The sequence below is a fragment of the Sinomonas sp. ASV486 genome (genome assembly GCF_030908215.1).
Classification (GTDB): Bacteria; Actinomycetota; Actinomycetes; order Actinomycetales; family Micrococcaceae; genus Sinomonas; species Sinomonas puerhi.
In genome coordinates, this window is the sequence record NZ_JAVFJK010000002.1 from 367429 (window position 1) to 379678 (window position 12250).

The window sequence follows — 12250 nt, forward strand, 5'->3', positions numbered from 1 at the left end:
ACCCAAGGAAAGGAGCTTCAGCATGGCCTCCATCCGCGTCGGAACCGCCCCGGACTCGTGGGGTGTCTGGTTTCCGGACGACCCCCAGCAGGTCCCCTACACACGCTTCCTCGACGAGGTCGCCGCCGCCGGGTACTCGTGGATCGAGCTCGGCCCCTACGGCTACCTCCCCACCGACCCGTCGCAGCTGCGGGACGAGCTGGAGTCCCGGGGCCTCGCCCTCTCGGCCGGCACCGTCTCCGAGCGGCTCCACCAGCCCGACTCGTGGGACGCCGTCTGGAGCCAGGTGACCGACGTCGCGGCCCTCACCGCGGCGCTCGGCGGCCAGCACGTCGTCGTGCTCCCCGAAATGTGGCGCGACCTCTACACGGGCGAGGCCCTCGAGCCCGGCGAGCTCACGCCCGAACAGTGGGGCGCCAAGATGGCCGGCCTCGACCGGCTCGGCAAGGCGATGCTCGAGGAGTACGGCGTGCGCCTGCAGTATCACCCGCACGCCGACGCGCACGTGGCCACGGAGGTGCACGTGGATCGGCTCCTGGCCGACACGGACCCGGCGTTCGTGAACCTGTGCCTCGACACTGGCCACCTCGCGTACTGCGGTGGAGACAGCCTCGCCGTCGTGCTCCGGCACCCGGAGCGGCTCGGGTACCTGCACCTCAAGCAGGTGAATCCCGAGGTCGTCGCGAAGGTCCACGACGAGGACCTGCCGTTCAGCGAGGCCGTCAAGCTCGGCGCGATGACCGAACCGCCGCTCGGCGTGCCGGACCTCCCGCCGCTGCTCGACGCCGTCGGCGTGCTCGCGAAGCGCAGCGGTGCCGATGTGTTCGCGATCGTCGAGCAGGACATGTATCCAGCCCCGCCGGACGCACCGTTCCCGATTGCGCAGCGCACGCGCTCGTATCTCGGCGGGTGCGGCGTTTCTGCCCTCCGGTTCGGGCGATGACGATGCACTACGCGCAGCTCCTCCCGCTGCCCCGCAGCGGGCCTGAACCCCTGTACTACCAACTCGCCGTCAGCTTCGAGCGGGCGCTGGAGTCGGGCGCCCTCGGCCACGGAACACGGCTCGACCCAGAGAAGGACATGGCGGAACAGCTCAGTCTGTCCGTCGCTACCGTCCGCCGCGCGTGGGCCTACCTCGAGCGGAAGGGCATGCTCACGCGAACCCGCAGAGCAGGTACCTTCGTCTGCTGACGTGTGGTCGGGTCGATTGAGCGGCAGGAGGCCCCGCCGTCGTGCGCCCTACCGCCCGCCGGCGATGGAACGGCTGCGCTGCTCGACCGCCTTGACCCCGTAGGGGTACGGCTCGACGTCCGGCTCGCTGACGCGGGTGAGCTCGGCGGCCTCCTCGGAAGTGAGCGCGAGGTCCGCGGCCTTGAGGTTGTCCGCGAGCTGCTCACGGGTGCGAGCGCCGAGGATCACGGACGTGACGGCGGGCCGGTCCACGAGCCAGCGGAGCGCAATCTGGGCCTGCGAGACTCCATGGGCCTCGGCTACACCTCCGACAGCATCGATGATGTCCCAGGTCTTGGCGCGGGCGTTGCGCGGGCCCCACGCCTCCATGCCACGCTGGGGATCCTCGCCGAGCCGCGTCGCGCCGGTCGGCTGCGTGTCGCGGCGGTACTTGCCGCTCAGCCAGCCCCCCGCGAGGGGGCCCCACGGCAGCAGGCCCATGCCGGCGTCGAGGGCGGCGGGCACCACTTCCGACTCGATCCCGCGCACGAGCAGGTTGTATTGGGGCTGCAGCGTCACGGGCGCGGCCCAGCCGTGGGCCTTGGCCTCGTAGACGGCCTTGGTGAGCTGCCAGCCGAGGAAGTTGGAGAAGCCGTAGTAGCCGATCTTGCCCGCAGTGACGGCGTCGTCGAGGAAGCGCAGCGTCTCCTCGACCGGTGTGTAGGGGTCCCACGCGTGCATCTGGTACAGGTCAACGTGGTCGACGCCGAGCCGTCGCAGCGACGCGTCGAGGGCTATGCGGAGGTGGCGGCGCGAGGTGCCGAGGTCGTTGGGCCCTTCTCCCATCGGGAACCGGCCCTTGGTCGCGATGACCATCTGCTCCGCCAGATCGGGGTTGGCGGCGAGCCAGCGCCCGATGATCTCCTCGGACTTGCCGTGGCTGTAGACGTCCGCGGTGTCGATGAAGGTGCCACCCGCGGCGGCGTAGTCGTCGAGGATCGCGTGCGACGCCGCCTCGTCGGCTTCCGCGCCGAACGTCATGGTTCCGAGGGCAAACGCCGAGACGACTGCCCCGCTGCGGCCGAGTGTGCGGTACTCCATGGATGCCTCCACTGATAGGGTCCGGTTCTCGTCCAGCCTAGGGGCGGCCCACTTCTGTGGGTAGCCGTTGCCATGGATCAGTTGCCGCCTCTGAGGCATCGACGTGGGGGTCCGGGTTCGCGCTAGGCGGCATCCGAATCCCCCACTGCGCAGAGCCGCGCCACGATCCCCCGAAGCTCCTCCGGCGTCGCCCTGCCCGGCCCCGACGAGAACGTCGTGTCCGCGTGGAGCATGAGCGCGGCGAAGACGAGCCCCACGGCGAGGCGCGCGCGTTCCGGCGTCGCCCGCTTCTCTGCAAGACGGATCACGCCCCGGCGCGCGCCCGAAGACCACTGATGGAGCGCGGCCAGGAGATCCGGTTCGAAGCCCATGAGCCGCTTGATCCGCGGAATGTCGCCTTCAGGACCACCGGCAATCCCGGCCACGAGCTCGCAGAGGTCGTCCACGAGGGAGCCGGCGCCCTCGAGGAACCGCTGCTCCTGCTCCGGGGACAGCGGCCGCTCGGGGACCCCGAGCGTTGCCGCCGCCTTGGACGGGAAGTAGTTGAAGAAGGTCCTCTCGGAGATGCCCGCTGCAGCGCAGATGTCTGCGATGGTCACCTGGCCGAGCCCACGATCGGCCGCGAGGGCGAACGCGGCGTTGTGAATCGCACGCCGCGTCCGCTCCTTCTTGCGCTCGCGCAGGGTGCCTGGTGCGTCGTCGGACACAGGACCGCCCTCCATGGCACTCACCCCCGGTGGACTCTGATCATGCCGGTGTCCGGGCCGGTCATCGCCCCGGCCTCGGCGGCTGCAAGCGCGGCGTCGGACCCCAGGTCATCGGCCGTTCCCTGCGCGTCGGCCTGCTCCTGGAGCGCCGAGCGCTGCCGCAGCGGCGGCACGCGGAAGAACCACGAGAGGATGAATGCGAGGATCGTGACTCCCAGGCCCACCCAGTAGATGGCCACGGCCGAGCTGTTGAACCCGACGAGGAACGGCCGCGAGAGCCGCTGGTCGGCGCCCTTCAGGAAGGACGTATCGGACGTGGTGGACGACCCACTGGAGCTGGCCTGCCCTTCCTTGAGCTTGTCGAGCATGGTCGGCACGAGCTTGTCCACGATTGCCTTGCGCTGGGCGTCGTCGGCGTAGTCGACCTCGAGGCGACCGTTGACCACGCCCGCTCCCGCCTTCTGCGCCGCGGTCTGGAGGGCCGTCTGTTCGGCTGCGGGCTTCGCTGCCGCGACCTGGGCATCGATGATCCCCTGGGCGGCCGACGCCGGGACCGCACCTGCGGCGACCTGCTTCTGTACGGCGGCGGTCACCTGCTGGGTCACGGCCTGGTCCGCGGCCTGCTTGGCGGCCGCGGTGCCCTGGTCGAGCCCCGACTGCACCTGCTCCTTGACCGGGGTGACGATCGGGTTCCAGATCTGGTTCATGACGCCCTGGTTCGACGGGTTTGACGCGATCGACGGCGTGAGGGCGGCGTCGAGCGCCGTCGTGAGGTCGTCCTTGTTCTGCATCGCGGTGCTGATGTTGGTCGGCATCGTCGAGAACAGCACGGAGAGCAGGACGGCGGTGCCCATGGTGCCGCCGATCTGGCGGAAGAAGGTCGCGGAGCTCGTGGCAACGCCCATGTCCTTGGGCTCGACAGAGTTCTGGGATGCGAGCACGAGGGACTGCATGAGCTGGCCGAGGCCGAGCCCGAGCAGGAACATGGCACCCATGAGGAACCACAGGGGCCTGTCGACGGTCATCGAGGTCAGGACGAAGTAGCCGACCGCCATGAACAGCGTGCCCAGCACCGGGAAGATGCGGTACTTGCCGGTGCGCGAGACGATCTGCCCCGAGGCAATCGAGGCGACCATGAGACCGCCGATCATCGGCAGCGTCGCGAAGCCTGACTCCGTGGGGCTCAGGCCCGTGACGAGCTGGAGGTAGAGCGGGAGCGTCAGCATCGCGCCGAACATCGCGAAGCCCACGAAGAATCCGATGACTGTGGCCATCGAGAACGTGTGGGAGTGGAACAGTCGCAGCGGAATGATGGCGTTGGGCCCCATGGCCCGCTCGATGAGGATGAACGCCACGAGTCCCACGCCGCCGATCACGAAGCACGTGATGGAGGTCGCCGAATCCCAGCCCCACTGGCGGCCCTGCTCGGCCACGAGGAGGAGCGGGACGAGGGTCACGATGACGGCTGTGGCGCCCCACCAGTCGATGCGCGGCGCAGTCTGCTTGTGGAACCTAGGCAGGTGCAGGAACGCGAGCACCATGAGGAGCGCGAGGATGCCGATCGGCACGTTGATGAGGAACACCCAGCGCCAGCCGGTGATGAACATGATCTGGCTCGCGTCCGCGAAGACGCCGCCGATGAGCGGTCCCACCACCGAGGAGACGCCGAACACGGCGAGGAAGAAGCCCTGGTACTTGGCGCGCTCGCGCGGGGCGAGGATGTCGCCCATGATCGCGAGAGGGAGGGACATGAGCGCGCCTGCGCCGATGCCCTGGAAGGCACGGAACCCGGCGAGCATGATCATCGACGTCGAGAACGAGGAAAGGAACGAGCCGAGGATGAAGACGGCGAGGCCGAAGATGTACAGCGGACGGCGCCCGAAGATATCGGACAGCTTGCCGTAGATCGGCGTGGTGATGGTCGAGGTGATGAGGTAGGCCGTGGTGACCCACGCCTGCTCGTCGAGGCCGTGGAGGTCGTCGCCGATCGTGCGGATCGCGGTGCCGACCACGGTCTGGTCGAGGGAGGACAGGAACATGCCTGCCATGAGGGCGTAGATGACCAGCATGATCTGACGCTGGGTCATCACCTCGCCCGACGGCGCGGGGGCCGCGTTACGCGCGGACCGGCCGGACGCTGCTTGAGACATGAGGGGTCCGAATCTCTCAGAGGGGGTTCAGGGTGCACTTAGTTCGCCGAAGCAACTTTGCAGGCTCTGCAAGTTTACACACTCTGCAAGATTTCGGGAACGGGCGGTCGTGTGACTTCTGCTGCCCTCCGTCGATCCGCTTCACTCGCAGCCGCGGGCCCCCTGCTGAGGACCTGTTATGAGGCTGAAACGCGTGCCGAGAGGTCCTGGACGCGTTCGGCGATCTGGCTGAACGCCGCCTCGAACGCCGCCGGTGTCCCCACGGCGACGGGGTCCGGGATGGACCAGTGGAGCCGGTCGGAGGCGGGAAGCTCTTCGTGCGCCCGGTCGCAGACTGCGATCATCAGGTCGCCCTGCCGGACGGTGCCAGCAAGCATTTCGGGGTGCGACCCAGTGAGGTCGAGCCCGTGCCGCGCCGCGACGTCCTGGGCGCCCAGCGCGATGCCGTCCGCCGGGTGGGTGCCTGCAGAGGCGGAGGGGACGGGACTGGCTTGCTTCCAGAGCGCCTGGGCAAGCTGACTGCGGGCGGAGTTGGCGTAGCAGACGAAGAGGACGCGGGGCGCGTGGACCGTTGCGGCCGCGAGGAGCCCTGCCGTCCCGGTCCGCACGAGCCTGACGTAGGTGCGCCGGCGGTCCGCCTCCGAGCGGTGGCGGCTGACCAGGCCCGCTGCCTCGAGCGTGCGCAGGTGGTGCGAGACGAGGTTGGAGGCCATGCCGAGCTCGGCCTGCAGCTCGGCCGGGGAACGGTCCCCGAGCGCCAGCAGGTCCACGATCCGCAGCCGCGCGGGCTCACCGAGGGCCGCGTGCACGGCAGCCCGGCGCGTCAAGGAGATTAGCTCAGTGTTCATTGAGTCAATATTGACTGGAATGACGTCCGTGGCGCAAGCTGGTCGCGAGCACCGGACTCCGTGGGAGCCGTCGCGCCAACGTTCGGCAAGACAGAGAGATATGAAGACATGCATGTGATGGGCCTGATCCTGACCTCCCCGCTGGTGGATGCCGTCTGCGGCCCGGCGCGGCCGAGGCTGGCGCAGTTCGTCAGCACGCACGACGGCGGGGCCGCCGCGTGAGCGCGCTGGCCCGCCGGGTGGGGGCGGAGCTGGTTGGGACAGCGTTCCTGGTGATGGCGGTGGTCGGCTCCGGGGTCATGGCCTCGCGGCTCTCGCCCAACGACACGGGCTTGGCGCTGCTGGAGAACAGCATCGCCACCGGGGCCGCCCTGGTGGCGCTGATCGTCGCGCTGCAGCCGGTCTCGGCGTCCTTCAACCCGGTCGTGACCATCGTCGAGCGCCTGCTAGGGGTCATCGATACCCGCTCGGCGGCGGCGCTGATCGCCGCGCAGTTCGCCGGGGGGCTCCTGGGCACGGTCGTGGCAAACCTCATGTTCGGCCTCGACGCCGTCACCCTCTCCGCCCATGAGCGCACGGGTCCCGGGCTGTGGCTCGGCGAGGTCGTCGCGACCGTTGGCCTGCTCCTGGTCGTCTTCGGCACCGTCCGGTCCGGCCGCGCCGACCGGGTGGCGTTCGCCGTGGGCGGGTACATCGCCGCGGCGTACTGGTTCACGAGCTCGACCAGCTTCGCCAACCCCGCCGTCACGATCGCCAGGACCATCACGGACACGTTCGCCGGCATCGCACCTGCCTCCGCACCGGGCTTCATCGTGGCCCAGCTGCTCGGCGGCGCCCTGGGGCTGCTGCTCGTCCGGTTCCTCTACCCCACCGTTGTCAGCGCCGCGTCCGCGGCCGAGAAGGAAGTCATCTCATGAGTGAATCCGCCCAGAACAAGCCGTCTGTCCTTTTCGTCTGCGTCCACAACGCCGGCCGGTCCCAGATGGCCGCCGCTTACCTCAACCACCTCTCCGGCGGTCAGGTCGAGGTCCGCTCGGCCGGGTCGGAGCCCGCCGATAGGGTCAACCCCGCCGCCGTGGAGGCGATGCTCGAGGAGGGCATCGACATCCGTGCCGAGACCCCCAAAATCCTCACCACCGAGGCAGTCAAGGACTCCGACGTCGTCATCACCATGGGCTGCGGAGACACCTGCCCCATCTTCCCGGGCAAGCGGTACGAGGACTGGGAGCTCGAGGACCCCGCAGGCAAGGGAGTCGACTCCGTCCGCCCCATCCGTGACGACATCAAGTCCCGCGTCGAGGCCCTCATCGCCGAACTCCTGCCCGCGGATGCCTGAGACAAGGGAGCAGCCATGGCACCCCAGCCCAGCATGCACACTGACCAGCGGGTGCTCGAGCGCATCAGCGCCGATCTCTCCGCCCGCTTCGCCGGGACCTTCTCCCCCGAGACGGTTGAGCGGTACGTGTTCGAGTCCTACACGGCACTGGCCCGCACCGCCCGGATCCACAGCTACCTCACCGCGCTGACCGAGCACTTCGCCAAGGACCGCCTCACTGCCCTGGCCCAGTCCACCGGCGCCGCGCCCAAGGACGTGCCCGAGGTCCTGTTCGTGTGCGTGCAGAACAGCGGCCGCTCCCAGCTCGCCGCCGCCTACCTCCGCCACACAGCAGGGACCTCAGTGCACGTCCGCACCGCGGGATCAATGCCGGCATCAGAGGTCAACCCGGCCGTCGCGGCCCTCGTCGTCGCCCGCGGCTGGGACCTGGCCGAGGACTTCCCCAAGCCGCTCACCGACGACGTCGTCCGCGCCGCGGACTACGTCATCACCATGGGCTGCGGCGATTCCTGCCCCATTTACCCCGGCAAGCACTACCTCGACTGGGCCGTCGAGGACCCGGCCACGCACCCGGACCAGCTCGAGGAAATCGCTGCCCAGATCACCGCCAGCGTCGATGCCCTCCTCGCCGAGATCCGCACAGCCGCCGACCACCACGCCACCGCCGCCGAAGGGACCCGCCCGTGACCAAGCCCTCGCCGATCGGTTCCCCTGCACCCGGACTGCCCTGGTCCACGGCCCGGAGGCCGCGCTGACCTGAGCCGGGACCAGGCCGCGGACGAAGCCGACCGGGTTGCCATATTCATCAGTGAATGTGAATATCGACATATGTCTATGTCTCTGGAGCTGACGCCCCTCCAGGCGGTGGCGTGCTGCCCGCCTCTGTCCCGGGAGCCGATGGGCTCCCCCGAGGCCGAGCGGATCGCTCCGCTGCTGAAGGCGCTGGGGGATCCGGTGCGGCTGCGCCTGATGTCCTTGGTGGCCTCGCACGAGGGCGGGGAGGCGTGCGTGTGCGACCTCAATGAGGCGTTCGAGCTGTCCCAGCCCACGATCAGCAGGCACCTGAAGATCCTCCACGACGCAGGCCTGCTCGAACGGGACAAGCGTGGCGTCTGGGTGTACTACCGGGCGCGTACCGGCGCGCTGGAGGACCTGGCCGCACTGATCGGCGGATCCCCGAGATGAGTGTCCCGGCGCGAGTGGCTCCGCTGGTCGGGACCGGTCCCCCCTGACGCCCGCGGCCCACCCGCACGCCACCGCCCGCTAGCCCCGAGAGGAGGTGCACCATGGATACGTGCTGCTGCAACAACTCCTGCCAGAACGGATGCTGCGAGGACCAGGACTGCTGCTGAGAAGGACGGCGATGATGCGATTCCTCCACGACCCGCCCCGGTTCCTCTTCTTCACCGGCAAGGGAGGCGTCGGCAAGACCTCCGTCGCCTGCGCGGCCGCCGTCGAGCTGGCCGAAGCCGGCAAGCGCGTGCTGCTCGTCAGCACCGACCCGGCTTCCAACATCGGCCAGGTCTTCGGGCTCTCCATCGGCAATACCATGACGCCGATCCCCACCGTCCACGGCCTGTCGGCACTGGAGATCGACCCGGAGCAGGCGGCCGACGCCTACCGGGAGCGCATCGTAGCCCCCGTCCGCGGGCTCCTGCCCGAGGCCGAGATCGCGGGCATCGTCGAGGGCCTCTCCGGATCCTGCACCACAGAGGTTGCCGCGTTCGACGAGTTCACGGGCCTCCTCACCGACGACGCGGCCTACGGGGGCTACGACCACGTCATCTTCGACACCGCCCCCACTGGCCACACCATCCGTCTGCTGCAGCTGCCCGGCTCTTGGACGGACTTCCTCGCCGCCGGTGGCCAGGCCTCGTGCCTCGGTCCGATGTCCGGCCTGGACAAGCATCGCGAAACCTACGCCAGCGCCGTCAGTGCACTCACCGACCCGGAGCGGACCCGGCTGGTGCTGGTGGCACGCCCCCATGCCTCGGCTCTGGCCGAGACGGAACGGACTCTGGCCGAACTCGCCGGGATCGGCATGGCAGACGCCTACCTCGTGGTCAACGGCGTCATGCCAGCGGCCGCCGGCGACGAGCCGATCGCCGCGGCGCTGCGGGAACGCGAGGCCACAGCCCTGTCGGCCATCCCCGCCGCGATTGCCCGCCTGCCGCGGGACGTCGTAGAGCTGAAGGCCGGGAACATCATGGGCCCCGAGGCGCTGCGTACGTTCTTCACCCCCGCACCGCCGGTGGACACGACGGCCGGCGAGGGCGGGTACGTCCCGCTCCCGGACGCGCCCCTGACCGCGCTCGTGGACGAGATCGAGGCCGACGGCCATGGACTCGTCATGTGCATGGGCAAGGGCGGCGTCGGGAAGACGACGGTCGCCGCCGCGGTCGCGATCGCCCTCGCCGGGCGCGGGCATGAGGTCCTGCTCACGACGACGGACCCCGCCGCACATCTCGACATGACCCTCAGCGGGAGCGCCGACCGGCTCGCCGTCGCCCGGATCGATCCTGCGGCTGCCCTCGAGCAGTACCAGAGCCGCGTCATGGAGACCAAGGGCCGCAGCCTCGACGACGCCGGGCGGGCGGCCCTGGCCGAGGACCTCAAGTCCCCGTGCACCGCAGAGGTCGCGGTGTTCCAGCAGTTCTCGCGCGCCGTGCACGACGCCCGGCGGAAGTTCGTCGTCATGGACACCGCCCCCACGGGGCATACGCTGCTGCTCCTGGATGCCGCCGGCTCCTACCACCGCGAGGTCACCCGGCAGATGGGCGAAGGCAGCGTCGGGTACGTTACCCCGCTCATGCGGCTGCAGGACCCTACCCAGACGAAGGTCATCCTCGTCACCCTCGCCGAGACCACCCCCGTGCTCGAGGCGACCGCGCTCCAGCAGGACCTTCAACGGGCCGGAATCCACCCGTGGGCCTGGGTGGTCAACAACTCGATCGCCGCCGCGCGTCCCGAGTCGGCCTTCCTCCGCGCCCGCGCGGCCAGCGAAAGGGACCAGATCGAACGCGTGCAGGACCTTGCGGACAGGCTGGCGATCGTACCCCTCCTGGCCCAGGAGCCGGTGGGTATCGGGCGGCTGGGAGCCCTCACCGAGCCCATCGCCCAGCACGCCTGATTCCGCTGGGGGCTCGGCCTTGATGCGGCGGCCCAGTTCCGCCTCAGCCGTGCGTGAGGACAGTGCGATGAACCTGAACGTGTTCGCCGTGGCAGGCCTTGCGCGTCATCCCTGCCGCGGGTTGAATGCCACCATGGGCGATCGCGACGAATTCCTGCGCTGGTTCGACACCGCCTGGCGGGATGCCGAGGTTGCGCTCCACAACGGTGATGCTGGGCCGAGGTTCGAGACGTGGTCTGAGCGGGCACCGGTGACGCTCTTCGGCGCGTGGCGCAACGCCGAGGACCCGGCAGGCGCGCGCGAGGTCTTCCGAGAGCTGGCGCAGGCCTTCTCCCAAGCCACGTCCAGCGAAGTCGAGCTCATCGCGGCGGATGCGAGCGGTGACCTGGCATACACCGTCCAACGCGAGATCACGTCGACGATCGTCAACGGCGAGCCTCGTCAATACGTCCTGCGGGTAACGCAGGTCTACCGCCGCGAGGACGGTAATTGGAAGGTCGTCCACAGACACGGCGACGAAGAACTGGGAGCCGACAAGGGGCCATGACCCCCCGCCCGTCCTCTGGCACACCACCGGCTATCGCCGGGCGCACCGGCCCACTGGCCCGGATCAGCCGCGACCCGAAGCAGCAATATAGCTCGGGGCGTCCGGTCAGGCGGGCGGGTTGCTGCGCTTCGGGGCCGGCCGTGCGATCAGGATGATCGCCGTTGTCAGGATCCACAGGTCCTGCAGGCCAGCGAGTCCGGCGGCGAAAGCCTGAGCGAACGGGATGAATACCTCGAGCAGGCCGACGAGGAGGAACGCAGCGCCGAGAGCCAGCGCCACCCAGCCCAGCCATGTCGGGAGAACGCGGCTTCGCAGCAGGATCACGCCCAGCGGCAGGTAGACCGCCGGCGCCGGCACCAGCGGAAAGACCTGGATGAATCGTGACATCAGGTCGTAGCCGGCCCGGGCACTCTCCGGGACGCCGGCCGTGGAGGCACTGACCCATGTGAGGGTGAACACGCCTTCCATCAGCACCAAGGCGACCAACACCGCCGAGCCGAGCAGGACCGTGTAGGCGGCGAGGGTGCCGTTCGATGCGGAGATGAACAGCAGCCCGATGAAGAAGACGACGCACAGCGTGGCACCGGTGGCCTGCAGCCAGGTGCCGAATTCGACCAACTGCTCGTACTGGGCCCCAACCGCCAGGACCTCGCTGGTGACCGGCCGGGCCGAGTACACAAGCGCCTCCATGCGGGGGAAGAGCGCGGGAACGCCGAAGTAGAACCCAAAGAACAGGGCGCCGACGAGTCCGACGAAGCCCACCGGCCGGGATCGAACCTCCAGATGCCCGGCATTCAAACGCATCCCGCTCACTGTGCCGCGCACCCTCCCTGCTGCATCCTACGCGGCACCCGGATTCACGGGGTTGCCGTCGCTGGAGCCAATGCTGGCGCAGCACAGTTGCATGTGCAAGAGGCTCGTACCTCTTGGGGGAGCGGGTCGGTACTGCGCCGCGGGGTGTCACGAGACGGTCAACGTGCCGTGTCAGGAGACTGTCACGCCCTTCAAGGGTCCCCGGCGCGGGCGTAGGTCCATCATGGAGGTAGGACGCCATGAGGGCCTCCGATCCCAAGGCGGCAGCCATGAACCCCCGAACACCCCGCAGCAGCCGCACGGCATTGCTCTCGCGCTCAAGCGCCGAATCGCCGCCGCCCCCGGCGCGCACCCGACACGCCTCGCTGCCGGACACATGGGAGCCTCCGCACTTCTCTTGGCACGGCCGGATCCTGGCAGATCTGATGGAATCCGGTCTCGACGAGGA

Annotated in this window: 13 protein-coding genes; 8 read left to right on the plus strand and 5 right to left on the minus strand. The window is 69.3% G+C overall.

Features of this window, described 5'->3' with window-relative positions; translation table 11 throughout:
- Positions 1–22: 22 nt before the first annotated feature.
- Positions 23–943, plus strand: coding sequence for a sugar phosphate isomerase/epimerase (locus RBS60_RS04465; RefSeq protein WP_307956321.1), 921 nt, complete (start codon positions 23–25; stop codon positions 941–943).
- Positions 940–1191, plus strand: coding sequence for a GntR family transcriptional regulator (locus RBS60_RS04470; protein ID WP_307956322.1), 252 nt, complete (start codon positions 940–942; stop codon positions 1189–1191). The genes RBS60_RS04465 and RBS60_RS04470 overlap by 4 nt, the downstream gene beginning before the upstream one ends.
- 48 nt (positions 1192–1239) lie before the next feature.
- Here the strand turns inward: RBS60_RS04470 and RBS60_RS04475 are convergent, their stop codons facing one another.
- From RBS60_RS04475 to RBS60_RS04490, 4 genes are all read right to left on the minus strand, one after another.
- Positions 1240–2271, minus strand: a complete 1032-nt coding sequence (locus tag RBS60_RS04475) for an aldo/keto reductase (protein ID WP_307956323.1) — start codon at positions 2269–2271, stop codon at positions 1240–1242.
- 122 nt (positions 2272–2393) lie between these two features.
- A complete protein-coding gene (locus RBS60_RS04480) occupies positions 2394–2978 on the minus strand; it encodes a TetR family transcriptional regulator (RefSeq protein WP_307956324.1) in 585 nt (194 codons plus the stop codon).
- A 20-nt stretch (positions 2979–2998) separates the two neighbouring features.
- Complete coding sequence (locus RBS60_RS04485) at positions 2999–5065, minus strand: MDR family MFS transporter (protein ID WP_307956325.1); 2067 nt, start codon at positions 5063–5065, stop codon at positions 2999–3001.
- Between the two features lie 239 nt (positions 5066–5304).
- Positions 5305–5976 carry an ArsR family transcriptional regulator gene (locus RBS60_RS04490; RefSeq protein WP_307956326.1) on the minus strand — a complete coding sequence of 224 codons (672 nt, stop codon included), beginning with the start codon at positions 5974–5976 and terminating at the stop codon, positions 5305–5307.
- Between the two features lie 218 nt (positions 5977–6194).
- Between RBS60_RS04490 and RBS60_RS04495 the strand changes: the two genes are divergently transcribed.
- The 6 genes from RBS60_RS04495 (at position 6195) to RBS60_RS04520 (ending at position 10989) form a co-directional block, all read left to right on the plus strand.
- Entirely contained in the window at positions 6195–6893 is a 699-nt protein-coding gene (locus RBS60_RS04495) for an aquaporin (RefSeq protein ID WP_307956327.1), read from the plus strand.
- Positions 6890–7312 (plus strand): arsenate reductase ArsC, encoded by a 423-nt coding sequence (locus RBS60_RS04500; RefSeq protein WP_307956328.1) that lies wholly within the window; start codon positions 6890–6892, stop codon positions 7310–7312. The genes RBS60_RS04495 and RBS60_RS04500 overlap by 4 nt, the downstream gene beginning before the upstream one ends.
- Positions 7313–7327: 15 nt before the next feature.
- The gene (locus RBS60_RS04505; RefSeq protein WP_307956329.1) at positions 7328–7999 is read left to right on the plus strand and encodes a three-helix bundle dimerization domain-containing protein; all 672 of its coding nucleotides are present in this window, start codon (positions 7328–7330) and stop codon (positions 7997–7999) included.
- A 147-nt stretch (positions 8000–8146) separates the two neighbouring features.
- On the plus strand, positions 8147–8497 hold the full coding sequence (locus RBS60_RS04510) for a metalloregulator ArsR/SmtB family transcription factor (RefSeq protein ID WP_307956398.1): 351 nt from the start codon (positions 8147–8149) through the stop codon (positions 8495–8497).
- A gap of 178 nt (positions 8498–8675) precedes the next feature.
- Positions 8676–10442 (plus strand): arsenical pump-driving ATPase, encoded by a 1767-nt coding sequence (gene arsA / locus RBS60_RS04515; protein WP_307956330.1) that lies wholly within the window; start codon positions 8676–8678, stop codon positions 10440–10442.
- A 67-nt stretch (positions 10443–10509) separates the two neighbouring features.
- Entirely contained in the window at positions 10510–10989 is a 480-nt protein-coding gene (locus tag RBS60_RS04520; protein WP_307956331.1) for a nuclear transport factor 2 family protein, read from the plus strand.
- Positions 10990–11094: 105 nt separating this feature from the next.
- Here the strand turns inward: RBS60_RS04520 and RBS60_RS04525 are convergent, their stop codons facing one another.
- Positions 11095–11793, minus strand: a complete 699-nt coding sequence (locus RBS60_RS04525) for a hypothetical protein (RefSeq protein ID WP_307956332.1) — start codon at positions 11791–11793, stop codon at positions 11095–11097.
- Between the last annotated feature and the right edge of the window lie 457 nt (positions 11794–12250).

Coding starts and splice junctions, on each gene's coding strand:
- RBS60_RS04465 (WP_307956321.1), top strand. CDS start 23: ATGGCCTCCATCCGCGTCGGAACCGCCCCGGACTCGTGGGGTGTCTGG.
- RBS60_RS04470 (WP_307956322.1), top strand. CDS start 940: ATGACGATGCACTACGCGCAGCTCCTCCCGCTGCCCCGCAGCGGGCCT.
- RBS60_RS04475 (WP_307956323.1), bottom strand. CDS start 2,271: ATGGAGTACCGCACACTCGGCCGCAGCGGGGCAGTCGTCTCGGCGTTT.
- RBS60_RS04485 (WP_307956325.1), bottom strand. CDS start 5,065: ATGACCCAGCGTCAGATCATGCTGGTCATCTACGCCCTCATGGCAGGC.
- RBS60_RS04490 (WP_307956326.1), bottom strand. CDS start 5,976: ATGAACACTGAGCTAATCTCCTTGACGCGCCGGGCTGCCGTGCACGCG.
- RBS60_RS04500 (WP_307956328.1), top strand. CDS start 6,890: ATGAGTGAATCCGCCCAGAACAAGCCGTCTGTCCTTTTCGTCTGCGTC.
- RBS60_RS04505 (WP_307956329.1), top strand. CDS start 7,328: ATGGCACCCCAGCCCAGCATGCACACTGACCAGCGGGTGCTCGAGCGC.
- RBS60_RS04510 (WP_307956398.1), top strand. CDS start 8,147: ATGTCTCTGGAGCTGACGCCCCTCCAGGCGGTGGCGTGCTGCCCGCCT.
- arsA (WP_307956330.1), top strand. CDS start 8,676: ATGATGCGATTCCTCCACGACCCGCCCCGGTTCCTCTTCTTCACCGGC.
- RBS60_RS04520 (WP_307956331.1), top strand. CDS start 10,510: ATGAACCTGAACGTGTTCGCCGTGGCAGGCCTTGCGCGTCATCCCTGC.
- RBS60_RS04525 (WP_307956332.1), bottom strand. CDS start 11,793: ATGCGTTTGAATGCCGGGCATCTGGAGGTTCGATCCCGGCCGGTGGGC.